A 22,076-nucleotide genomic window follows, 5' to 3' on the forward strand; every position below is an offset into this window, starting at 1 on the left:
CCCCGCGCACCGGAAGGGAGTGGCCGGCGACCCGCGCGAGGGACAGGCACCCCGGGTGGACCATTCGCTCGACACGGCGGCCCTGGAGTGGATGCGGGGCGTGGCCCTCGTCGCCGCGCTCCTCCTCGGCTGCGTCCACGACGTCTACGAGCTCGACCCGCTCGCGCCCGCGCCGCCGCCGCGTCCGGCGGAGGTCCGGATCCTGGTGTTCGGCGACTTCGGTTACTCGACGCCGGCGCAGGGGCTGGTGGCGCGCGCGATCCGGCGGGAGAGCGCCGCGCACCCGTTCGACCTCGCGATCCAGCTCGGCGACAACCTGTACTACTGCGGTCCCGACCCCGCGCGCGCCGGCGCGGACGCCTGCCGGTTCCTCCCGGACGGCGCCGCGGTGGCGCCGGGCGCGGCGACGGACGATCCCGCCTTCCGGCGCAAGAACGAGGCGGCGCTCGGCGCGCTCCGCGCGCGGGACGGCGGCCCGCTCCCGATGTACCTCGCCCTCGGGAACCACGACGTCGGCTGGGGCGGCGGCCGGTGCGCGGTGAAGGGGCTCTCCGTCGACGAGGCGTCGCGCCGGCGCGCCTGCCTCGAGGTGGCGCACCGGTCCACGGGGTGGACGATGCCTGCGCGTCACTACGTGGTGGACCGCGGGCCGGTCCGGCTGATCGTGATCGACACCAACGTCGCGGTCGCGGACTACGGCGGTTTCACCCTCGAGGACGAGCTCGCGTTCGTGCGCGAGGCCGTGGCGCCCTGCGGCGGGGCCGGGCCGATGTGCTTCCTCGTCGGCCACCACCCGCCGGCCGCCGCGCACGGGTATCGCGTCGGGCCGGGCCCGTCGCCGTTCCGGGCGCGGATGGCCCGCCTCGTCCTCGCCGCGGGCGGCCGCGCCGTGGCGTTCCTCGGCGGACACGTGCACACGCTCGAGCACCTGTCGCTCGGCTCGATGGAGGTCTTCGTCTCCGGGAGCACGGCCATGGGCGGCTTCATGCCCTTCAAGGTGCGGACCCCCGCCGCCGCCCAGGTCCACTTCGCAACGAGCGCGTGGGGGTACGCGATCCTGGAGGCGGACGCCCAGGGGTGGCGAGTCCGGTTCGAGGACTTCCAGGGCGCCGCGCTGCACTGCTGCGACGCGGGGCGGGACGGCCCCTGCCGCCCCGTCGAGTGCCGCTGAACGCCGGCGCCTCGTCGAGGCGCGACCCCCGGTGGGCGGCGCGCGTCAGCGCACCAGGGGCGCCGCGACGCGGCGGGTCCTCCGGCCCGAGGCGAGGACGACGGTCCCGACCACGCCGGCGACCGCGAGCCCGTAGTCGGCGGGGACGCGGAGCTGCAACGCCGCGGCCAGCCCGACGACGGACCAGAGGAGCGGGATCGCCACGAGGGTCCACGGAACGTGCCGATCCGCGAGGAGGAACATCGCGAACGTGAAGATCGTCACCGGGCAGGGCGTCACGCCGAACGCGGGTGACGCGGTGAGGCCGCGCCCCGCGGCGAGGTTGAGCAGGGGATAGACCGCGAGGGCGTAACCCGCGAAGACGAGCCCGAGCACCACGCGCGGCGCTGCGCGCAGCCGGAACGACAGGCCGTCCCGCGGCAGCGCCGCGCGGACGAGGAGCGCCGCCTCGAGGAGGAACAAGAGGCCCGCGCCGGTCGCGGTCGGGTTGATGCGCCGGAAGTAGCCGAGGTGATAGCCAGCGCCCGCGGCGGCCCAGAACGCCGCGAGCACGAGCAGCACCGCGCGCCCGGTGCGCCGCCCGCCGCCCACCACCGCGGCGAGGCAGAGGAGCCCCAGCGCGTACGCGACGAGCTGCGCAGGCCAGATCGCCGCGCCGTAGCGGGCGAAGACCTCGAAGAACTGCTCGACCGTGAACGGCAACCTCACGGCCGGGAGGTCGTGCATCCGGCGCGCCCCGGTAATCCCTGGCGCCCGGTAAGGCGACCGCGTCGCGTCCCTGCGCCCGCTCGCGCCCTAGAACGACCGGCCGACGATCGCCTTCGCGACCAGGTGCTGGCCGGTGACCGACGTGAGCCCGGCGCCGAGCCCCAGGTTCAGCTCCCATCCGGATGCGACGCGGCCCTCCGTGACGGGCGTCGCGCTCGGCCGCGCGTAGTCGACCACCGCGAAGAGGAGCTGCTCCTGATCGCGCACCGGGAGCAGGTCCGAGGCGGGGCCGAGCCCGGCGTAGTACTCGGCGCCGAGCGCGATCCCGCGCTGCGTGTTCCACGCGACCTTCAGCGCGGGCTCGAGCTCGGGCCGGAACCGGTCCGGCCCCGTGAGCGCGAACCCGACGATCGGGTTGAAGCTCACGAGCCAGCTCCCGCTCTCCCAGCCGACGATGGGCCGGAGCTCGGTGCCCCAGGGGTCGCGCTCGATGGCGCCGGGGATGCGCGAGACCTCCACGTTGAGCCCGAGGAACAGCGGGGACCCGAGCCTTCGCTGCACGCGCTCCGGCACGACGAGCTTGGCCCGCGCCTTCGCCCCGCCGAACCGCTGGACTCCGCCGGGCGCGCTCAGGAACTGGAGATACGCGCCGAGCTCGAGCCACTCCGCCACCCCGATGGAAGGCTCGAGCGTGAGGCGTACGGCGCGGTCGGGCGGGATCTCGCCGGCGAACTCGGACGAGCGGATCCCCCGCGCGGTGTAGTTGAGGTGGAGCTCGAGGCCGAGCTGGCCCGGGTCGTCGATCTCCGTGGTGTAGACCTGGATCTCGAACCGGTCGAGCGCGGCGGCGCCCCGCGGGACCGAGCCCGCGACGAGGGCGACCGCGAGGACGGCGGCAGGGACGGTGCGCCGGCCGGACACGGGGATCCACGCGCCCGCTCACCGCGCGGCGTCGCCGCGCCGGTACTGGACGGTGAGCGCATCGAGCCGCTCCTTCAGGTCCGGGGCGAGCGGCTTCTCCGCGGCGGCGAGCGACGGCCCGAGCTGCTCCGGACGGCTCGCGCCGATGATCGGCGCGGTCACGGCGGGGTTCGCCATCACCCACGCGACCGCCAGCGTGACGAGGTCCAGGCCGGCCTCGCGCGCGATCGGCCGGAGCGCCTCGACGGTCTCGAACATGCGCTCGTTCCAGTAGCGGTCCTGGTAGAGCTTCGCCGCAGTACCGAGCGTGAAGCGCGAGCCCGGCGGCGGCGGTGCCTCGCGCCGGTGACGGCCCGCGAGGAGCCCGCCCGCGATCGGGTTGTAGGGGATGACCCCGATGCCCTCCTGCAGGCACAGCGGGAACAGCTCGCGCTCGAACTCCCGGAACAGGAGGTTGTACCGTGGCTGCACCGACTCGAACCGGACGACGCCGAGCGCCTCGCTGCGACCGAGGGCGCGCGCCACCTGCCACGCGAGGAAGTTCGAGCACCCGACGTACCGGGCGCGCCCGGAGCGGACGACGTCCTCGAGGGCCCGCAGCGTCTCGTCGATCGGCGTCTCCGGATCGGGCTGGTGGAGCTGGTACAGGTCCACGTGGTCCGTCCCGAGCCGGCGCAGCGACGCATCGATGGCGTCGAGCACGTGCTTTCGCGAGCTCCCGCGATCCCACGGGCGCGCCGACATCGGGCCGAAGCACTTCGTGGCGAGCACCACCTCGTGACGCCGCCCGCGGAGCCAGCGCCCCACGATCTCCTCGGTCCGGCCCACCGTCTCGAACGTACCGCCGAGCGGGTACACGTCCGCGGTGTCGATGAAGGTGACCCCGGCGGCGAACGCGGTGTCGAGGATCGCGCGCGAGGTCTCCTCGTCGCACTGCTTGCCGAACGTCATCGTCCCGAGGCACAGCCGGGACACCCGCAGGCCTGTCCGGCCGAGGCGCGTCGAGTCCATGTGCTCGGGGATAGCGGCGGCCCGCGGTCAGCGCCGCCCGGAGCCCTCGCCGGGCGGCTCGGCCGGGCGTGGCGTCCGCTCGGCGTCCGGCGGCCAGACGGGGGACGGGATCACGCCGTCCGCGAACTTCACCTTGCCGACGAGGACGCAGCCCTTCATGCCGGGGCGGCAGTACGCGCCGTCCACCTTCTTGCAGATGCCGTTCGACTCGTGGCGGCAGCTCCAGGAGCTCAGGTCGCGCCTCCGGGGGTAGGGCGGTGACTGTACCGCGCGCGCGGCGCCGCCCACAACGCGGCGGGCATGGCGGGCGGGCGCCGGCCCCTCCGGGGACCGACTACCCTCGCGTGCGCTCCGTTAGGATGCCCGCGAGAGCCCGCGCCCGAGCCCACCATGCCCGACACCGACCGGAAACGACGCGGCCCCCTCACCGCGGGAGAATGGGCGGCGATCGCCTTCTCCCTCGTGGTCGCCGGCGCCGTCACGTTCACCTGGTGGCGCGGGCACCGGCCGCCCCCCGCGGCGCCGCCCGCCGCGACCGAGCCCGCCGCGGCGCCCGAGGTCGCGGCGCCGCCACCGCCCCCGCTCGCTGCCACCGCGACGCCCGCCGACGTGCGCGCCCAGCTCGAGCCGGTGAGCGCAGATCCGCTGTTCCGCCGCGCGCTCGCCGGCGACGATGTCCTCGCCCGCGCGGCCGTCCTGATCGACAACCTGGCGGAGGGGGTCTCTCCCCGGCGCGTGCTCGACTTCCTCGCGCCGTCGAAGCCGTTCACCGTCGTCGCGTCCGGTGAGCGCAAGGTGATCGCGCCGGCCGCGTACGCACGGTACGACGCGTTCGCGGGCGCCGTGGCGTCGGTGGACGCGCCGTTGCTCGCGCGGGCGTATCGCGCGCTGCACCCGGCCCTCGAGACCGCGTACCGGGCGCTCGGCTATCCGCAGGGCGCCCTCGATCGCGCGGCGGCCCGTGCCCTCCAGCGGCTCGTCGCGGCGCCGGTCCGCGACGGCGAGGTCGCGGTGAAGGACGAGGGCGGCGTGTTCGTGTTCGAGGATCCTGCGCTCGAGGCGCTGCGGCCGGTCGAGAAGCACCTGCTGCGGATGGGGCCCCGGAACGCGCGCCTTGTGCAGGCGAAGGCTCGCGAGCTCCAGCAAGCGCTCGGGCTGCCCGGCATCGTCGCCGCGCCCCGGTGACGCGGGCCGCGGGTGCGCGCTGCTGCGTCGCGCGTGATCCGCTCGGGATCGCGCACCAGCGCACTTGATCCCGATCAACGCTCGGTCGAATTTCGGGCCCGATCCCTGCCTGGGGACCTCCACCCGTCGGTGCTGCAACTATCCGTGTCCTGACGGCAGTGGCCGTCGGCTCCCGCACCGGAGGCTCCTCATGCGCGTACTCCCCTTCGCGTGCGCCGCGGGGCTCTGCGCGGTCGCGCTCGCCCGCGCCGTCGAGCCGGCGCCGCACGATGCGCGCGCCGGCGAGCGGCTCTTCGTCGGCGAGGCCCGGCTCCAGAACGGCGGCGCTCCATGCCTCGCCTGCCACGCCATCGCGGGACACGGCCTCGCATGGTCGGCGAGCTTCGGCCCCGACCTCTCCGACGTCCGCGCCTCCTACGACGCGGGTGCGCTCGACGCGCTCCTCGCCGACGTGCAGCTCCCCAGCATGGAGCCGGTCTACCGCGGGCACGCCCTCACGCCGGAGGAGCGCGCCCACGTCACCGCGTTCCTGCTCGAGCCACGGGCGGTGCCGCCCGAGGCCGGCTCGCAGGGGCGGCTCGCGCTCCTGGCCGGCGCGGTGGCCCTCGCGCTGCTCGGCCTCTTCCTCCTCGTCTCGCGGCGGCGCATGCCGCCGGTGCGGGCCGCGCTCCGCGCCCGCCTCGCCCGCGCACCAGGAAAGGCAGGGTCGCGATGAGCTTCCTCCGGGACATCCTCGACCCGGCCTCCCGCCGATGGGAACGCGCGTGGCGCGAGCGCCACCAGCACGACCGCACCGTCCGCTCCACGCACGGGGTGAACTGCACCGGCAGCTGCTCGCGGAACGTCCACGTGAAGGAGGGCATTGTCGCCTGGGAGTCGCAGGCGACCGACTACCCGCTGCTCGAGGGTGTGCCGCCGTACGAGCCGCGCGGCTGCCAGCGCGGCGCGTGCTACTCCACGTACCTGTACGCGCCGCTCCGCTTGAAGTTCCCGTACGTCCGCGGCGCACTCCTCGACGCGTGGCGCGCCGCGAAGGCGGAGAAGGGAGACCCCGTCGAGGCGTGGGCGTCGATCGTCGACGACCCCGAGCGCCGCCGCGTCCACCAGGCCGCCCGCGGGCGCGGCGGCTTCCGCCGCGCGAGCTGGGAAGAGGCCCTCGAGCTCGTCGCCGCGTCGATCGTCCACACCGTGCGGCGCTGGGGGCCGGACCGGGTGGCCGGCTTCTCGCCGATCCCCGCGATGTCGATGGTGTCGTTCGCGGCGGGCTCGCGGTTCCTGCAGCTCCTCGGCGGCGTCAACCTGTCGTTCTACGACTGGTACTGCGACCTGCCGAACGCGTCGCCCGAGGTGTTCGGCGAGCAGACCGACGTCGCCGAGAGCGCGGACTGGTTCAACTCCAAGTACGTGCTGGTGCTCGGCGCGAACCTGGCCGTGACCCGCACGCCCGACGCGCACTTCCTCTCCGAGGCACGGTACGACGGGACGAAGGTCGTCGTCGTCTCGCCGGACTTCAACGCGACCTGCCGGCACGCCGACTGGTGGATCCCCGCGCACGCCGGCCAGGACGGCGCGCTGCTCCTCGCGGTGAGCCACGTGCTCCTCTCGGAGTTCCACGCCGCGCGCGAGGTGCCCCTCTTCCGCGACTTCCTCGCGGAGAACACCGACGCGCCGTTCCTCGTCGCGCTCGAGCCCGGCCCCGGCGGCGCCGCGCCCCCGGGCCGGCTCCTCCGCGCGAGCGCCCTCGCCCGCTACGCGACCACCGAGCACGGCGACTTCAAGTTCGTGGTCTGGGACCGCGGCGCGGACGCGCCCCGGATGCCGCAGGGCAGCCTCGGCTTCCGGTGGCAGGCGCGGAAGGGCCAGTGGAACCTCCACCTGAAGGACGGCGAGACGGGCGCCCGCATCGCGCCCGTGCTCTCGTTCCTGGAGCGGCACGACGCGGTCCTGCAGGTCGAGCTCCCGGACTTCGCGGGCGGCCGCACCTGGCGCCGGGGCGTGCCCGTCCGCTGGGTGGAGACGGACCGCGGCCGCGTGGCGGTGGCGACCGTCCTCGACCTGCTCATGGCCCAGCACGGCGTCGGGCGCGGCCTCGCCGGCGAGTACCCGGCGAGCTACGACGACGCCGACGCGCCGTTCACCCCCGCGTGGCAGGAGCGCTACACCGGCGTGCACCGCGACGTGGCGATCCGGCTCGCCCGCGAGTGGGCCGGGACCGCCGAGCGGACCGGAGGCCGGTGCTCGATCGTCATCGGCGCCGGCGTGAACCACTGGTACCACGCCGACCTCGCCTACCGCGCCGCGCTCACGAACCTGATGCTCGTCGGCGCCGTGGGCCGGAACGGCGCTGGCCTCAACCACTACGTGGGCCAGGAGAAGCTCGCGCCCGTCGCGCCCTGGTCGCAGATCGCGGGCGCCCTGGACTGGGCGCGCCCGCCGCGGTTCCAGAACGCGCCCTCCTTCCACTACGTCCACTCGGATCAGTGGCGGTACGAGCGCGCCGAGCACGAGCGGCGCCTCGACCCGGCGTCGCGCGGCGGGGCCGACCACACGCTCGACCACCAGATCACCGCGGTCCGCCGCGGGTGGCTCCCGTTCTTCCCGCAGTTCGACCGGAGCCCGCTCGAGGTCGCGCGCGACGCCCGCGCCGCGGGAGCGGCGAGCGCGAAAGAGATCGTGGACCACGTCGTCGCCGCGCTGAAGGAGGGGACCCTCCGTCTCGCGGTCGAGGACCCGGACGCTCCGGCGGCCTGGCCGCGGGTGTTCCTCGTCTGGCGCGGCAACGCGCTCTCCTCGAGCGCCAAGGGACACGAGTACTTCCTGCGTCACTACCTCGGGACCCCCGCCCTGTCGGTCGCGGAGGACGCGGCCGCGTCCGGCGGCGCGCGCGACGTCACCGTGCGCGACGCGCCGGAGGGCAAGCTCGACCTCGTGGTGGACCTCGACTTCCGGATGACCACGACCGGCCTCCTGTCGGACGTGGTCCTCCCCGCCGCCACGTCCTACGAGAAGGACGACCTCTCCACGACGGACCTGCACTCGTTCATCCACCCGATGCAGGCGGCGGTGCCGCCCTGCTGGGAGGCGCGGAGCGACTTCGACGCGTTCGCGGCGCTCGCCGAGAAGGTGAGCGCGCTCGCGGCGGTGCACCTCCCGGACCCGGTGGAGGACGTCGTCGCGACGGCGATCCAGCACGACACGCCGGGCGAGATGGGCGATCCGGAGGCCGGCGACTGGACGACCGGGGCGTGCGCTCCGGAACCCGGGAGGACGATGCCGGGCCTCGCCGTCGTGACGCGCGACTACGCCGGCCTGGGCCGGCGGTTCCGCGCGCTCGGGCCCCTCGCCCGCGAGCTGGGCATCGGCGCGCACGGGATCTCCTGGCCGATCGCCGACGTCTGGGACGCGCTCGCCCGCGAGCGGCCCGGCGAGGCCATCGAGGGCCGCGTCCACCCGTCGCTCGCGACCGCGCGCGACGTCGCGGAGGTCATCCTCCGGCTCGCGCCGGAGACGAACGGGGAGATGGGCCACCGCGCCTTCGAGGCCGAGGAGCGGAAGACGGGCGTGCCGCTCGCCGATCTCGCCGCGCCCACCCGCGGGGTCCGCATGACGTTCGACGACCTCGCCGCGCAGCCGCGGCGCGTCCTTCCGAGCCCGTGCTGGACCGGCGATCCCAGCGGCGGCCGCCCGTACTCCGCCTATGTCCTGAACGTCGAGCGGCGGGTGCCGTGGCGCACCCTCACCGGCCGGGCCCACCTCTACCTCGATCACCCCGGGTTCCTCGCCGCGGGCGAGGGGCTGCCCACGTGGAAGCCGCGGCTCGATCCCGAGCACCTGCAGGACCTCCTCGCGACGCACGTGGACGGCCCGACGCTGACGCTCGCCTTCGTCACGCCGCACGGCAAGTGGAGCATCCACTCGACGTACGGCGACACCGTCCGGATGCTGACACTCTCGCGCGGCCTGCACCCGCTCTGGCTCTGCCCCGCGGACGCGGCGCGCGCCGGGATCGCGGACGGCGACTGGGTCGAGGTGGTGAACGACCACGGCGCGGTCGTCACGAAGGCGGTGGTGAGCGCGCGCGTCCCGCCGGGGATCGCGCTGCAGTACCACGCGCCCGAGCGCACCGTCGCGACGCCCCGGTCGCCGCTCCGCGGCGGACGCCGCGCCGGGATCCACAACTCGCTCACGCGCATCCGGCTCAAGCCCACGCTGATGCTGGGCGCCTACGGCCAGATCTCGTGGGGGTTCAACTACTGGGGCCCGACGGGCACGAACCGCGACAGCTACGTGGTGGTGCGCCGGCTGGAGCGCGCCCCGGAGTACTAGGCGAGGAGGACGACATGGAGGTCCGCGCGCAGCTCGCGTCGGTGTTCCACCTCGACAAATGTCTCGGGTGCCACACGTGCAGCGTGGTCTGCAAGAACCTGTGGACCGACCGCAAGGGCTCGGAGCACATGTGGTGGAACAACGTCGAGACCCGCCCCGGCACGGGGTACCCGCCGCTCTGGGAGGACCAGCAGCGGCACCATGGCGGGTGGGTCCTGGCGGGCGGCGAGCTGCGCCTCCGGCTCGGGAGCCGGCCGCACGTGCTCGACCAGCTCTTCCAGCCGCCGACGCTGCCGACCCTCGACGATCAGTACGAGCCCTGGACGTACCGGTACGGCGACCTCCTCGGCGCGGACCCGACGAAGGACCTGCCCACCGCGCGCCCGGTGTCGGCCATCACCGGTCGGCCCATCGATCCGTCGGCGGGGCCGAACTGGGACGACGACCTCGGCGGCTCCGCCGTGCACGCCGCCGCCGATCCGAACCTCGCCGCCCTCGATCCCGACGAGCGGCAGGCGCTCCTCGCCTTCGATCGCCTCGTCTTCTTCCACCTCCCCCGCACCTGCAACCACTGCCTGAACCCGGCGTGCGCCGCGGCGTGCCCGTCCGGCGCGATCTACAAGCGCGGCGAGGACGGCATCGTCGTCCTCGCGAAGGAGCGGTGCCGCGGCTGGCGGATGTGCGTCCCGGCCTGCCCCTACAAGAAGACCTTCCACTCGTGGCTCGAGGGGAAGTCGGAGAAGTGCATCGGCTGCTATCCGCGCCTCGAGAGCGGCGACGCCCCGGCGTGCTTCCACGCGTGCACCGGCCGGATCCGCTACCAGGGCGTCCTGCTGTACGACGCCGACGCGGCCGCGCGGGCCGCTCGCGCGCCGGACGAGCGGCTCGTGGACGCGTTCCGCGACGCGCTCCTCGACCCGGCGGATCCGGACGTCGCCGCGGAGGCGGCGCGCGCCGGTCTCGGTGAGGCGGTCCTCGCCGCGGCGCGCCGGTCGCCCGTCGATCGCTTCGTGCGCGACTGGGAGCTGGCGCTCCCGCTCCACCCCGAGTTCCGGACGCTCCCGATGGTCTTCTACGTGCCGCCGCTCTCGCCGGTGCGCGCCGTCCGGAGCGACGGGGCCCGGCCGGTGAGCGACGACCTCCTCGCCGATCCCGCCGCCCTCCGGATCCCGATCCGCTACCTCGCTTCGCTCTTCGCCGCCGGGAACGAGCGTGTCGTGGTGGACGCGCTGCAGGCGCTCGCGGCCGTCCGCGCGCACCGCCGCGCGCGCACCGCCGGCGACGTGACGGCGGCGGACGCGGCGCGGCTCCTGCTCGAGGCCGGCCTGGACGAGGCGACCGCGGACGCCATCCACCGCCTCACGGTGTTCCCGACGCTCCGGGAGCGCGTGGTCCACCCGCCGCTCGCGCGCGAGGGGGAGGCCGATCGGGACCCCGGCATCCAGGGGCTCGTGGGGCTCCGGCGCAGGGTGACGTCGTGAGCGCGTCCGCGATCATCGCGCCCGAGGCGGCCCGCCTCCTCGCCGAGCTCCTCTCGTATCCCACGCCGGACGCCGTGGACCGCGCGCGCCTCGCCGCTTCCGCACTCGCTCCCGAGGTCGCCACGCCCGCGCTCCGGTGCGCGGACGCCCTCCGGGCCATCGGTCCGGGCGAGGCGGAGGAGCTCTACACCGCGACGTTCGATCTCCGCCCCGCCGCGAGCCCGTACCTGGGCCTCCTGCTCTGCGGCGAGGGCGCGCGCCGGAACGCCCTCCTCGCCTGGCTCGCCGAGGCCTACGCCGCAGCCGGGCATGCCCCGGGCTCCGAGCTGCCGGACCACGTGGCCGAGGTGCTCCGGTTCCTCGCCGACGCCGGCGACTCGGACGCCGCGCGCGAGCTCGCCGACCTCGCGCTGCGGCCGTGCGCGCGCCGCCTCGCGGCGGCGCTCCCGGCGGAGAACCCGTATCGCGCCGCGCTCGACGCGCTCTGCCGCGCGCTCGGGGCCGGCGGCCCGGAGGAGGTCGCCCCATGACCGACACCGTGCTGTACGCGGCCCTGCCGTACGCGGCGCTGGTCCTCGCGCTCGCCGGCCTCGGGTTCCGCCTGACCGGCTTCGGGCCTCCGGTGACGGCGCGGTCCTCGATGGTCCTCGAGTCGCGCGTGCTGTTCTGGGGCGCGCTGCCGTGGCACGTCGCGATCCTCGCCGTGCTGTCCGCGCACGCGCTCGCGTTCCTCGCGCCGGGCCCCTGGGGCCGGCTCCTCGCGAGCCCCGCGCGCCTGCAGGCGCTCGAGGTGCTCGGGCTCGCGCTCGGGCTCTGGGCCGTCGCGAGCGCGGTGATCCTCCTCGTCCGCCGCCTCGCCGTGCCGCGGGTCCGCGCGGCGACGACCGCGGTCGACGTCCTCGTGCTCCTGCTGCTGCTCGCCCAGGTCGCGCTCGGCGTCTGGGTCGCGTTCTCGCTCCGCTGGGGCTCCATCTGGTACCTGCACACGGCGGTGCCGTGGCTCCGCTCGCTCCTCGCGCTGGCGCCGGATCCGTCCTTCGCGACGATGCTCCCGGCGCCGGTGAAGCTGCACGCCCTGCTCGCGTTCGCGCTCCTCGCCCTCGTCCCGTTCTCCCGCCTCGTGCACGTCGTTACCTTCCCGTTCCGGTTCCCGTTCCGCCCGCGCGCCGCGCAGGTGTGGACGGCCGAGTCCGGCGTCGCGCTGCCGCGGCCCGTGGCCGCCGCCCTCCGCGAGCGCGCCCTCGAGCCGCAGGTGCTCCGGGAGTGGGACCCCGAGGTGCCGGCGATCTGGCAGCGGCGCGGCAAGGCGGTCGCGAGGCGGAACCTCTGGATCTCGATCCCGGCGCTGTTCCTCTCGTTCGCGGTCTGGATGGTCTGGAGCATGGTGGTCGTCCGGCTGCCCGACGCGGGCTTCCGGCTCGGGACGGATCGGCTCTTCTGGCTCGCCGCGCTGCCCGGGCTCTCGGGCGCGACGCTCCGCGTCTTCTACTCGTTCGCGGTGCCGGTCCTCGGCGGGCGCCTCTGGACGACGCTCACCACGGCCTCGCTCCTCGTGCCGGCCGTGGGGATCGGGATCGCGGTCCAGGACCCGACCACGCCGTACCCGGTCCTCCTCGCCCTCGCGCTGCTCGCGGGCCTCGGCGGCGGCAACTTCGCGTCGAGCATGGCGAACATCAGCTTCTTCTTCCCGAAGGCGCTCAAGGGGACCGCGCTCGGCCTCAACGCGGGGCTCGGGAACCTCGGCGTCTCGGCGATGCAGGTGGTGGTCCCGCTCGTCGTGACGGCGGGCGTCTTCGGCGCGCTCGGCGGCGCCCCGCAGACCTACCTCCGGGACGGGGTGGAGCACCGGGTGTGGCTCCAGAACGCCGGCTTCGTGTGGGTCCCGTTCGTGCTGCTCTCCACCGCGGCCGCCTGGCTCGGCATGGACGACGTGGCGAGCGCGAAGGCGTCCTTCCGGGAGCAGGCGGTGATCTTCCGGCGCAGGCACACCTGGCTGGTGTCGTGGCTCTACCTCGGGACCTTCGGCTCGTTCATCGGCTTCTCGGCGGCGCTGCCGCTCCTCGTGAAGAGCGCGTTCCCGGGCGTGGACCCGGCGCGGTACGCGTTCCTCGGCCCGCTCCTCGGCGCGCTGTTCCGGCCCGTCGGCGGGTGGCTCGCCGATCGCCTCGGCGGCGCGCGCGTCACGCTCGCGACGTACGTCGCCATGATCGCGCTCGCCCTGGCCGCCGTCGCGTTCCTGCCCCACGGCGGCGTACCGGGCCGATTCGGGCCGTTCCTCGCGAGCTTCGTCCTGCTGTTCCTCGCGACGGGCGTGGGCAACGGCTCCACTTACCGGATGATCCCGGTGATCTTCGCGACGCAGCACGCGCGCGCCGCCGACGGCACGGCGGCGGGGCGGGACCGGGCGCAGCGCGCCGCCACGAAGGAGGCCGCGGCGGTGATCGGGTTCGCCTCGGCCTTCGCCGCGTACGGCGCCTTCTTCGTCCCGAAGGCCTTCGGGACCTCGCTCGCGCTCACCGGCGGTCCCGTCCCGGCGTTCTTCGGCTTCGTCGTCTACTACGCGACCTGCGTCGGCCTCACGATCTGGTTCTACGCGCGCCGCGGGGCGGAGATGCCCTGCTGAGGGAGGGGCGGCGCTTCCGGTTCGAGAGCAATCGAATTCGAGCCGCGCACGAGTTCGGTTCCGTGAGCGCCGTCGCGCCACGCCGCGTTGCGTTCAGCCGAACGCCGCCGGCGGCACCTCGTCGACGTCGATGAGACCCCACCGCCGCCACCCGGTGGAGAGGAGCCACGTCCGCGGCGCGGCGACGGGCGGCGGCTCCGCGACGGCATCCGTTCTCGGCGCCGCGCGGTGTTCTCCCCGCCACGCCTCGAACCACCGCCCCGAGGAGCACGGGTCGATCCAGCCCGGCTCGACGATGCCCCTGCGGACGTCCGAGTGCCGCCGCGCGTTCTGCAGCACGTAGCAGAGCGCGTTCCGGACCTCGCGAGGCGTGCGGAGCACGCGCGCGTGGTAGCGGTCGGCCCAGAGCTTCCCGCGCCGCCTCGTCGCGCGGTTCACCCCGCGGGCGATGCGGATGGAGAGCCCCTGGAGGCCGCGCGAGAGCTCCGACGTCCCCACCGCCTCGCCGACCAGGTGCACGTGGTTCGTCTGCACGGAGAAGTGGACGATGCGGACCCCGCCCCCGAGGTTCGCGGCACCGATCGCTGCCTCGACGGCCGCGTACGCGGCCCCGCGCCGGAGGTTCGGCGACCCCGCGACCGCCCGCATCGTGACGAGCACGGGGAAGCGCGAAGCGAGCGGCGCACGCGCAGCGTGCCGGAGCCTCGCCCCTGGCTTCCGCGGACGCCCCGCCCCCTTCCGCGCGCCGCCCCAGCTCGTGAACTCGAACGAACGCTGCGCGATCTTCATCGGTCGTGCCATCTTGAATTGGGCACTATTCTGCGACGAAGGTCTGACACGCCGCGCCGGCCAGCGGGTGGGCCTTGCTCCCCGACCACCGCCTTGCGCCGTGGTTCCGAGTCGCGCACACGGTCGGCGCGCGCGTGACGCCCGATTTTCCGGCGGCCCCCCTCACCCCGGCCCTCTCCCCCCGCTCCGCTTCGCTTCGCGGGGGGAGAGGGGGAATTTGTTTCCGGGGCCCAACCTGGATCGCCCTCGCCCCTCGCCCGACCCCGCGACTCCGACCCCTCCGGCCCGAAGACCCTTCACCGAAGTGTCAGCGATGTCTTGAATGGTATGTGCAACCGGGCCGACAGGTGACGTTTTGGACCGGGCTGATGGGTGACACTCGCCTGGGGTTTTTCCTCGCGGAGGTCGAGGTCACGCAGCTTCGGTCGCGGTCACCTCCTGCGGTTCAGTTCCGATCGCCGTGAAGCGCTTCGAGCGCCCCGCCCCAACCTCGCGCCCCCGCCCCAACCTCGCGCCCCCGCCCCAACCTCGCGCCCCCGCCCCAACCTCGCGCCCCCGCCCCAACCTCGCCCCGCCCCAACCTCGCGCCCCCGCCCCAACCTCGCCCCGCCCAACCTCGCGCCCCCGCCCCAACCTCGCGCCCCCGCCCCAACCTCCACGCCCCCCACGGCCACGCCCCGCCCACCCTCCCCCTCTTTGCCCATGTGACCGGCACGCGTTCCGTGTCGGTGTCCAGTACTGCGACGTCCGCGCGGCCGGCCGCGCCGAGCGCGGGAGCGCCGTTCCCCTAACCGGCCCCCGGCAAGCTCACTCTCCGTCGGGCACGGTCGACGGGCCACGGGCCACGGGCCACGGGAGGCGGGGCACGGCCACGGAGGGGCGGGCACGTTTACGGCCACGGCCACGGCCACGGCCACGGCCACGGCCACGGGCTCGGGCTCGGCCACGGCCACGACCTCGGCCTCGGCCTCGGCCTCGAGCATCGGCATCGGCATCGGCCTCGAGCCTCGACCACCGCAACCGGCCTCTCGCGAGGCTCGACGCCCCCCGCACGCAGAGCTAATCTCCGCCCGATGCCCCGCCTCGCGCCGCTCTTCTTCGCGCCGCTCGTCACCGCGATCGTCCTCGCGGGCTGCGGTTCCACCGCGCCGTACACGGTCGGTGCGGCTGCGATCAACACCGCGGTCGCCGTGGGCGCCTCCGCCGCGCAGCGCGCCGAGGGCGGGTGCTACGCCATGTGCGCGCATGGGACGGTCTGCAACCCACGCAGCGGCCTCTGCGAATCGCGCCAGGCCGGCGAGTACTGCGAGGAGGCGCCGGGTGGCGGGGTGCGCTGCATCCCGGTCGACGTCCGCGGAATGACGCGCGAGGGTCAGGGCGGCGGGAAGGCTTCCCCGGTCGGCGCGGGCGTGTCGCCGGCCACGGGCTCCACGCCGCCGCCGCCGAACGAGGCGTCGCCGCGGGCGCCGTAGCCCCGCGGCGCTCCTATCCGCCGTCCCGCTCCGCGAACGCGATCGCGAACTCGGTCCTCGACCACGGCCGCCGCGCCGGATCGTCCTCCGGGACGAGCCACAGGCGACCGCCGCTCGCCTCGATGACGCCGCGGGCGATGGCGAGGCCGAGGCCGGTACCGTCGCGCTTCGTCGTGAACCGCGCCTCGAAGATGCGGGCCCGGAGGTCCTGCGGGACGCCCACGCCGTCGTCCGCCACGCGCACCTGCACCGCGCCGTCGATCCGCGCGACGCGGAGCTCGATCCGCCCCGGACCGCTCGCGACCGCATCGGCGGCGTTGGCGAGCAGGTTCGTCATCGCGTGCAGCAGCGCGTTCGGCTGCCCCTGCACCTTCGCGTCCGGGAGCTCCGCCACGATGTCGAACCCGGGCCCGAGCCGCTTCAGCCGGAACCGGAGCAGCTCCGCCGCCCGCCTCACGACGACGATCGGGTCGAACGGCTGGGGCCGGCCCGCGTCGCGCTCCACGAGCTCCTGCCACGTCGTGAACAGCTCCTCGAGGCGCTGGACCTGCGCGGTGATGAGGTCCCAGTGCTCGAGCCGCGTCACCTGATCGCCGAGCTCGCGCGCGACGAGGATGAGCCCCGCCTTGATCGCCGTGAGCGGCGTCCGCACCTCGTGGATCAGCCCCGGCGTGAGCAGGTCTGCTTCCGCGAGCCGGAGGCGCTCCCCGGTCGACGTTCGTTCCCCCATCGTGTCCCCCACCTTGCTCTGACGAGCGAGGGCGATGATTGTGACGCGGGGCGAAGACGGGGCCGGTTGGGCAGTTGGGATTGTGGGCGAAGGTGCTCGGCTGTGCGCAGCCGAGCGGACGCCGCCGCCCGCGGCGTTCTTCCTCACCGGCCGGCGCCGGCGCCCTCGCGATCCGCGCGTGCACGCGAGGCGTCGGACCGGGCGTGCGCCGTGTCCGCCTCGGCGTCGGCGGTGCGCGCCTCCGTCTCGTGCTCCGCGGCCTCGCGCTCCATGCCGCGGGCGCGCGTCTCCGCGAGCGTCGCCTGGTGCCAGCGCGACACCGCGAAGTACTCGTCCGGCGCAGCCTGAGCCTCGCGCCGGTTCGCGTCCGCCACCGCCAGCAGCGCCTGGGCGCGCTCGCGAGCGGCCTCCGCCTGCGCGCGCGCAGCTGCGGCCTCCCGGTGGAGGGCCTCCGCGGTCACCCGCGCGGCCTCGTGCACGTCCGCCCAGCTCTTGGCCATGCGATGTGTCTTGGCGGGGGGGCGTCGCCGGCGCAACGCCCGATCGTACCCTGCCCGCCGCCGGCCAAGGTCAGCGACCGGGCGCGGCCCTCTCCCCCGGCAGGGCGGCCGCGCGCTCCACGAGGAGCCGGCGAGCGCTTCCGGGTCGGGCGGCTTCGTGAGGTGCAGGTCGAAACCGGCCTCGGCCCCGAGCAGCTCGAGCAGGTCGCGGAGCGTCTCGCGGTCGTCCGGCTGGTCCTCCACGACGAGCACGCCCACCAGGCAGGCGAGCGAGACCCGGCCGCCCTGGCCGGTCCACGCGCCCACCCGATACCACTCCCCCTTGTCACCCCCTGCGGGTAGTATCCGCGGCTTCTCGGATGGCCCCACCCCGGCTAGAGCTCGAGCACGTCACGAAGCGCTTCGCGTCCGTCGTCGCGAACGACGACGTCGCGCTCACGGTGCAGCCGGGGGAGATCCACGCGGTCCTCGGGGAGAACGGCGCCGGCAAGTCGACGCTGATGAAGATCATCTACGGTGCGCTCCTGCCCGACGCGGGCGAGCTCCGCTGGAACGGCACACCGGTCGAGATCCGCAGCCCGCACGAGGCGCGGGCGCTGGGCATCGCGATGGTGTTCCAGCATTTCTCGCTGTTCGACACGCTCACCGTCGCCGAGAACGTCTGGCTCGGGCTGGACCGCAAGGTCACCCTGCGCTCCGTCGCGGAGGGGATCCGCGCGAAGGCCGCCGAGTACGGGCTCGAGCTCGAGCCCGAAAAGCCCGTCCACGTCCTATCGGTCGGCGAGCGGCAGCGGGTCGAGATCGTCCGCGCGCTGCTCGCGAACCCGCAGCTCCTCATCCTCGACGAGCCGACCTCGGTGCTCACGCCCCAGGCCGTCGAGAAGCTGTTCGAGACGCTCCGGAAGCTCGCCGCGACCGGCTGCTCCATCCTCTACATCAGCCACAAGCTCGACGAGATCCGCTCGCTCTGCCACCAGTGCACGGTCCTCCGGGGCGGCAAGGTGACCGGGCGCTGCGACCCGACGCTCGAGACCACCGCCAGCCTGTCGCGCCTCATGATCGGCTCCGACCCGCCCCGGCTGCCGCCGCGCACCGGGACCGCCGGCGACGTCGCGCTCCGCGTGCGGGATCTCACGCTCCCCCGCTTCGACCGGTTCGCGGTGGCGCTCGAGGGGATCTCCCTCGACGTGCGCGCGGGCGAGATCGTCGGCATCGCCGGCGTGTCGGGGAACGGGCAGCAGGAGCTGCTCGCGGCGCTCTCGGGCGAGGACCCGCGGGCGGACGCGGGGGCGGTGTCGCTCTTCGGCCGCGGGATCGGTCGGATGGGCGCGGCGCACCGGAGGCGCCTCGGGCTGCACTTCATCCCGGAGGAGCGCCTCGGTCGCGGCGCGGTGCCGTCGCTCTCGCTCGCGTCGAACCTGCTCCTCACGCGCAAGGAGGCCCTCCGCGCCCTCGGCTGGATCGACCGGCGCGCGCTGCGGGCGCAGGCGTCGTCGATCATCGGACGGTACCGGGTGAAGTCGTCGGGCCCCGGCGCGGTGGCGAAGAGCCTCTCGGGCGGCAACCTGCAGAAGTACATCGTCGGCCGCGAGCTCGACGCGCTCCCGAAGGTCCTCCTCGTGGCCCAGCCGACCTGGGGCGTGGACGTGGGCGCCGCCGCGCAGATCCGCGCCGAGCTCATCGCGCTCCGCGACGCGGGCTGCGCCGTGCTGGTCGTGTCGGAGGAGCTCGAGGAGCTCTTCGCGATCACCGACCGCCTGCACGTCATCGCGCGGGGGCGGCTCTCGCCGTCGATCCCGACCTCGGAGGCGACGGTGGAGCAGGTGGGCGAGTGGATGAGCGGGCTGTGGAACGCGCCGGCCGCCGCGGCGGGGGAGGCCCGGTGATCCGGCTCGAAAGCCGCAGCGCCCCCTCGCTCGCGATGAGCGTCCTCTCCCCGGTGATCGCCCTCGGGATCACCGTGGCGGCGGGCGCGATCCTCTTCTCGGCGCTGGGGAAGGATCCGGGCCGGGCGCTCTCCGTCTTCCTGATCGAGCCGTTCAACGGCGTCCGGGCGCTCACCGAGCTCGGGCTCAAGGCGACCCCGCTCATCCTCTGCTCGCTCGGGCTCGCGATGTGCTACCGCTCGAACGTCTGGAACATCGGCGCCGAGGGCCAGTTCCTGCTGGGCGCCATCGGGGCGGGCGGGCTCGCCCTCTGGATCACGAACGCGAACGTGACGCTGTCGCCCTGGGCGTTCTTCCCGATGCTCGTGCTCGCCGGCGCCGTGGGCGGCGCCGGGTGGGCGGGGATCGTCGCGTGGCTCCGGGATCGCTTCAACGCCAACGAGATCCTCGTGAGCCTGATGCTGGTCTACGTCGCGAACCTCCTCCTCTCCTGGCTCGTGTTCGGGCCGTGGAAGGACCCGCACGGCTTCAACTTCCCGCAGACGGTGACGTTCTCCGCCAGCACCGAGCTCCCGCGGATGGTGCGCGGGATGCGGCTCCACTGGGGGTTCGTCGCGGCCCTCGTCGCGGCGGTCGGGGTGTGGCTCTTCATGTTCTGGACGTACCGCGGGCTGCAGCTGCAGATCGGCGGGCCCGCGCCGGCCGCGGCGCGCTACGCCGGGTTCTCCTCGCGGGCCGCGGTCTGGACCACCCTCCTCGCCTCCGGCGGCCTCGCCGGCGTGGCGGGAGCGTTCGAGGTGGCCGGGCCCATGGGCCAGCTCACGCCGCACGTCTCGAGCGGCTACGGCTTCACCGCCATCATCGTCGCGTTCGTGGGCCGGCTCCACCCGCTCGGCTGCGTCCTCGGCAGCCTGCTCCTCTCCACGTTCCTCATCGGCGGCGAGCTCGCGCAGTCGCGCGTGGGCCTCCCGTCCGCGCTGGCCGGCGTCTTCCAGGGCATCCTGCTCCTGTCGCTGCTCGCCTGCGACACGCTCATCCACTACCGCGCGCGCTGGAAGGCCGCGCACGCGGCGCGGGCGGGGGGCGCCGCGTGAACGCGCTCTCGCTGCTCGTCGCCGCGACCCTGAGCGCCGGGACGCCGCTCGCCCTCGCCGGCCTCGGCCTGCTCGTGAACGAGCGCGCCGGCGTGCTGAACCTCGGCGCCGAAGGGCTCATGCTGATCGCGGCGGTGGCCGGCTTCGCCACCGCGTTCCACACCGGGAGCGAGTGGCTCGCCTTCGCGGCGGGCGCCGGTGCCGGCGCGCTCGTGGCGGCCGTCTTCGGATGGCTCGTCATCTGGCTCAACACGAACCAGTACGCCACCGGCCTCGCCGTGAGCCTCTTCGGGTCCGGCTTCTCGGCGTTCGTCGGCATCGATTACGTCGGCAAGCGGCTCGAGGACACGCCGGTGCACGGCGTCCCGGGGCTGCGCGACGTGCCGGTGCTCGGGCCGGCGCTCTTCCAGCAGCACCCGATGGTGTACGTGGCCATCGCGCTCGCGCTGGCCGTCGCCTGGTTCTTCTACCGGACGCGCGCCGGCCTCGTGCTCCGCGCCGTGGGCGAGTCCCCGGTGTCGGCCCACGCGCTCGGGTACCCGGTGCGCGGGATCCGGCTCGCGGCCGTCGTCGCCGGCGGGGCGCTCTGCGGCGTCGCGGGCGCGTACCTCTCCGTCGTCTACACGCCGCTCTGGGTCGAGGGCATGGTGTCCGGCCGCGGCTGGATCGCGCTCGCGCTCACCGTGTTCGCGACGTGGCGCCCGGCGCGGATCCTCCTCGGCGCGTACCTGTTCGGCGGCGTCACCATGCTCCAGCTGCACCTCCAGGCGAGCGGCGTCCAGTTCCCGCCGCAGTTCATGAGCATGCTGCCGTACGTCTCGACGGTCGTCGTCCTCGTCCTCATCTCCCGGAACCCGCTCTGGATCCGGCTCAACATGCCCGCCTCGCTCGGGAAGCCCTTCTTCCCGGGCGCATGACGGGAGCGCTTCACCGCGTCAGCAGCATCGCAGGCCCAACTCGATCCGACAGGAGATGCCGAAGATGAAGCTCTCGTCACTGAACCGCCTCGCGGCCGGCGCCGCGATCGCGGCCGCGATCCTCGCCGGCTGCAGCTCGAAGAAGGAGGCGCCCGCCCCCGCCGCGGCCCCGGCGCCCGCCGCCGCGACGAAGCCCGAGCCGCTCAAGGCGGCGTTCGTCTACGTGGGCCCGGTCGGCGACGCCGGCTACTCCTACGCCCACGACCTCGGCCGCAAGTACGCCGTCGAGAAGCTCGGCGACAAGGTGCAGACGACGTTCGTCGAGAAGGTGGCCGAGGGCCCGGACGCCGAGCGCGTCATCCGCGACCTCGTCGCCCAGGGCAACAAGGTCATCTTCGCCACCTCGTTCGGCTTCATGGACGCGATGGTGAAGGTCGCGAAGGACAACCCGGACGTCTACTTCGAGCACGCGACCGGCTACAAGACCGCGCCGAACCTCCGCGTCTACGAGGCCAAGTTCTACGAGGGCGCCTACCTCGCCGGCGTGGTCGCCGGGAAGATGACCAAGACCAACACCCTCGGGTTCGTGGCGTCGTTCCCCATCCCCGAGGTCCTCCGCAACATCAACGCCTACACCCTCGGCGCGCAGAGCGTGAACCCGAAGGTGAAGACCAAGGTCGTCTGGGTGAACTCCTGGTTCGATCCGCCGAAGGAGACCGAGGCGGCCCAGTCGCTCTTCAACCAGGGCGCGGACGTCCTCCTCCAGAACACCGACTCGACGGCGGTGCTCCAGGCGGCGGAGCGCGCCGGCAAGTATGCCTTCGGCTGGGACAGCGACATGAGCGCCTTCGCGCCGAAGGCCCACCTCGGCTCGTGCGCGCTGCACTGGGGCGTCTACTACGAGAAGGCCCTGAACGACGTCCTCGGCAAGACGTGGAAGACCGAGGAGACGAAGTGGGGCGTGAAGGAGGGCATGACCGACTTCGTGAAGGTCGCCGACTTCGTCCCCGCCGACGTGAAGAAGGCCGTCGAGGACGCGAAGGAGGGGCTGCGCACCGAGAAGATCGCCGTCTTCAAGGGCCCCCTCGTCGACAGCTCCGGCAAGGAGGTCCTCGCGAAGGACGTCGTCGCCGACGACGCGTGGAAGGGCGCCGTGAACTTCTACGTGAAGGGCGTCGAGGGCAAGGTCCCGAGCGGCAAGTAGCCCGCGGGCGGCCCGGGGCGCGGGGACGGCTCGCCGTCCCCTCGCCCCGGTCCACGCG

Annotated in this window: 19 protein-coding genes; 12 read left to right on the forward strand and 7 right to left on the reverse strand. The window is 74.4% G+C overall.

Annotated elements, in window-relative coordinates; translation table 11 throughout:
* The first annotated feature begins 55 nt into the window (after positions 1-55).
* Positions 56-1,171 carry a metallophosphoesterase gene (locus AMOR_RS01285; RefSeq protein WP_248357655.1) on the forward strand — a complete coding sequence of 372 codons (1,116 nt, stop codon included), beginning with the start codon at positions 56-58 and terminating at the stop codon, positions 1,169-1,171.
* Positions 1,172-1,216: 45 nt separating this feature from the next.
* Here AMOR_RS01285 and AMOR_RS01290 read toward each other — a convergent pair whose 3' ends face one another.
* From AMOR_RS01290 to AMOR_RS01305, 4 genes are all read right to left on the reverse strand, one after another.
* On the reverse strand, positions 1,217-1,897 hold the full coding sequence (locus tag AMOR_RS01290; RefSeq protein WP_248357656.1) for a DUF6064 family protein: 681 nt from the start codon (positions 1,895-1,897) through the stop codon (positions 1,217-1,219).
* Positions 1,898-1,966: 69 nt separating this feature from the next.
* The gene (locus tag AMOR_RS01295; RefSeq protein ID WP_248357657.1) at positions 1,967-2,800 is read right to left on the reverse strand and encodes a hypothetical protein; all 834 of its coding nucleotides are present in this window, start codon (positions 2,798-2,800) and stop codon (positions 1,967-1,969) included.
* A gap of 18 nt (positions 2,801-2,818) precedes the next feature.
* A complete protein-coding gene (locus AMOR_RS01300; RefSeq protein ID WP_248357658.1) occupies positions 2,819-3,811 on the reverse strand; it encodes an aldo/keto reductase in 993 nt (330 codons plus the stop codon).
* Positions 3,812-3,838: 27 nt separating this feature from the next.
* The gene (locus tag AMOR_RS01305; protein WP_248357659.1) at positions 3,839-4,099 is read right to left on the reverse strand and encodes a hypothetical protein; all 261 of its coding nucleotides are present in this window, start codon (positions 4,097-4,099) and stop codon (positions 3,839-3,841) included.
* A gap of 102 nt (positions 4,100-4,201) precedes the next feature.
* Here AMOR_RS01305 and AMOR_RS01310 point away from each other — a divergent pair, with 102 nt between their 5' ends.
* From AMOR_RS01310 to AMOR_RS01340, 6 genes are all read left to right on the forward strand, one after another.
* A complete protein-coding gene (locus AMOR_RS01310; protein ID WP_248357660.1) occupies positions 4,202-4,996 on the forward strand; it encodes a DUF3014 domain-containing protein in 795 nt (264 codons plus the stop codon).
* A gap of 190 nt (positions 4,997-5,186) precedes the next feature.
* The gene (locus AMOR_RS01315; protein ID WP_248357661.1) at positions 5,187-5,711 is read left to right on the forward strand and encodes a cytochrome c family protein; all 525 of its coding nucleotides are present in this window, start codon (positions 5,187-5,189) and stop codon (positions 5,709-5,711) included.
* Positions 5,708-9,322: a nitrate reductase subunit alpha gene (locus AMOR_RS01320; RefSeq protein WP_248357662.1), complete on the forward strand. Its 3,615-nt coding sequence runs from the start codon at positions 5,708-5,710 to the stop codon at positions 9,320-9,322. Before AMOR_RS01315 ends, AMOR_RS01320 begins: the two co-directional genes overlap by 4 nt.
* Positions 9,323-9,336: 14 nt before the next feature.
* Entirely contained in the window at positions 9,337-10,803 is a 1,467-nt protein-coding gene (gene narH, locus AMOR_RS01325; RefSeq protein ID WP_248357663.1) for a nitrate reductase subunit beta, read from the forward strand.
* Positions 10,800-11,333 carry a molecular chaperone TorD family protein gene (locus AMOR_RS01330; protein WP_248357664.1) on the forward strand — a complete coding sequence of 178 codons (534 nt, stop codon included), beginning with the start codon at positions 10,800-10,802 and terminating at the stop codon, positions 11,331-11,333. The genes narH and AMOR_RS01330 overlap by 4 nt, the downstream gene beginning before the upstream one ends.
* Positions 11,330-13,426 (forward strand): NarK family nitrate/nitrite MFS transporter, encoded by a 2,097-nt coding sequence (locus AMOR_RS01340; RefSeq protein ID WP_318653844.1) that lies wholly within the window; start codon positions 11,330-11,332, stop codon positions 13,424-13,426. Before AMOR_RS01330 ends, AMOR_RS01340 begins: the two co-directional genes overlap by 4 nt.
* Before the next feature lie 93 nt (positions 13,427-13,519).
* Here the strand turns inward: AMOR_RS01340 and AMOR_RS01345 are convergent, their stop codons facing one another.
* The gene (locus AMOR_RS01345) at positions 13,520-14,227 is read right to left on the reverse strand and encodes a transposase (RefSeq protein ID WP_248357665.1); all 708 of its coding nucleotides are present in this window, start codon (positions 14,225-14,227) and stop codon (positions 13,520-13,522) included.
* 1,061 nt (positions 14,228-15,288) lie between these two features.
* Between AMOR_RS01345 and AMOR_RS01350 the strand changes: the two genes are divergently transcribed.
* The gene (locus AMOR_RS01350; protein WP_248357666.1) at positions 15,289-15,687 is read left to right on the forward strand and encodes a hypothetical protein; all 399 of its coding nucleotides are present in this window, start codon (positions 15,289-15,291) and stop codon (positions 15,685-15,687) included.
* Positions 15,688-15,700: 13 nt separating this feature from the next.
* On the opposite strand, the gene AMOR_RS01355 is transcribed toward AMOR_RS01350, so the two are convergent.
* On the reverse strand, positions 15,701-16,417 hold the full coding sequence (locus AMOR_RS01355) for a sensor histidine kinase (protein WP_248357667.1): 717 nt from the start codon (positions 16,415-16,417) through the stop codon (positions 15,701-15,703).
* A gap of 143 nt (positions 16,418-16,560) precedes the next feature.
* The gene (locus tag AMOR_RS01360; protein ID WP_248357668.1) at positions 16,561-17,223 is read right to left on the reverse strand and encodes a response regulator; all 663 of its coding nucleotides are present in this window, start codon (positions 17,221-17,223) and stop codon (positions 16,561-16,563) included.
* 53 nt (positions 17,224-17,276) lie between these two features.
* On the opposite strand from AMOR_RS01360, the gene AMOR_RS01365 reads away from it, so the two are divergent.
* The 4 genes from AMOR_RS01365 (at position 17,277) to AMOR_RS01380 (ending at position 22,018) form a co-directional block, all read left to right on the forward strand.
* A complete protein-coding gene (locus tag AMOR_RS01365; RefSeq protein ID WP_248357669.1) occupies positions 17,277-18,803 on the forward strand; it encodes an ABC transporter ATP-binding protein in 1,527 nt (508 codons plus the stop codon).
* Positions 18,800-19,897 (forward strand): ABC transporter permease, encoded by a 1,098-nt coding sequence (locus AMOR_RS01370; RefSeq protein WP_248357670.1) that lies wholly within the window; start codon positions 18,800-18,802, stop codon positions 19,895-19,897. The genes AMOR_RS01365 and AMOR_RS01370 overlap by 4 nt, the downstream gene beginning before the upstream one ends.
* A complete protein-coding gene (locus AMOR_RS01375; RefSeq protein ID WP_248357672.1) occupies positions 19,894-20,814 on the forward strand; it encodes an ABC transporter permease in 921 nt (306 codons plus the stop codon). Before AMOR_RS01370 ends, AMOR_RS01375 begins: the two co-directional genes overlap by 4 nt.
* A 64-nt stretch (positions 20,815-20,878) precedes the next feature.
* Positions 20,879-22,018 carry a BMP family ABC transporter substrate-binding protein gene (locus tag AMOR_RS01380; RefSeq protein WP_248357674.1) on the forward strand — a complete coding sequence of 380 codons (1,140 nt, stop codon included), beginning with the start codon at positions 20,879-20,881 and terminating at the stop codon, positions 22,016-22,018.
* Positions 22,019-22,076 lie beyond the last annotated feature (58 nt).

The sequence above is a fragment of the Anaeromyxobacter oryzae genome, assembly GCF_023169945.1.
Taxonomy (GTDB): Bacteria; Myxococcota; Myxococcia; order Myxococcales; family Anaeromyxobacteraceae; genus Anaeromyxobacter; species Anaeromyxobacter oryzae.

Excerpts from the sequence above, each read along its gene's own strand:
- AMOR_RS01300 (WP_248357658.1), bottom strand. The coding sequence starts at position 3,811 with ATGGACTCGACGCGCCTCGGCCGGACAGGCCTGCGGGTGTCCCGGCTG.
- AMOR_RS01290 (WP_248357656.1), bottom strand. The coding sequence starts at position 1,897 with ATGCACGACCTCCCGGCCGTGAGGTTGCCGTTCACGGTCGAGCAGTTC.
- AMOR_RS01340 (WP_318653844.1), top strand. The coding sequence starts at position 11,330 with ATGACCGACACCGTGCTGTACGCGGCCCTGCCGTACGCGGCGCTGGTC.
- AMOR_RS01350 (WP_248357666.1), top strand. The coding sequence starts at position 15,289 with ATGCCCCGCCTCGCGCCGCTCTTCTTCGCGCCGCTCGTCACCGCGATC.
- AMOR_RS01320 (WP_248357662.1), top strand. The coding sequence starts at position 5,708 with ATGAGCTTCCTCCGGGACATCCTCGACCCGGCCTCCCGCCGATGGGAA.
- AMOR_RS01315 (WP_248357661.1), top strand. The coding sequence starts at position 5,187 with ATGCGCGTACTCCCCTTCGCGTGCGCCGCGGGGCTCTGCGCGGTCGCG.
- AMOR_RS01345 (WP_248357665.1), bottom strand. The coding sequence starts at position 14,227 with ATGGCACGACCGATGAAGATCGCGCAGCGTTCGTTCGAGTTCACGAGC.
- AMOR_RS01365 (WP_248357669.1), top strand. The coding sequence starts at position 17,277 with ATGGCCCCACCCCGGCTAGAGCTCGAGCACGTCACGAAGCGCTTCGCG.
- AMOR_RS01355 (WP_248357667.1), bottom strand. The coding sequence starts at position 16,417 with ATGGGGGAACGAACGTCGACCGGGGAGCGCCTCCGGCTCGCGGAAGCA.
- narH (WP_248357663.1), top strand. The coding sequence starts at position 9,337 with ATGGAGGTCCGCGCGCAGCTCGCGTCGGTGTTCCACCTCGACAAATGT.
- AMOR_RS01310 (WP_248357660.1), top strand. The coding sequence starts at position 4,202 with ATGCCCGACACCGACCGGAAACGACGCGGCCCCCTCACCGCGGGAGAA.
- AMOR_RS01380 (WP_248357674.1), top strand. The coding sequence starts at position 20,879 with ATGAAGCTCTCGTCACTGAACCGCCTCGCGGCCGGCGCCGCGATCGCG.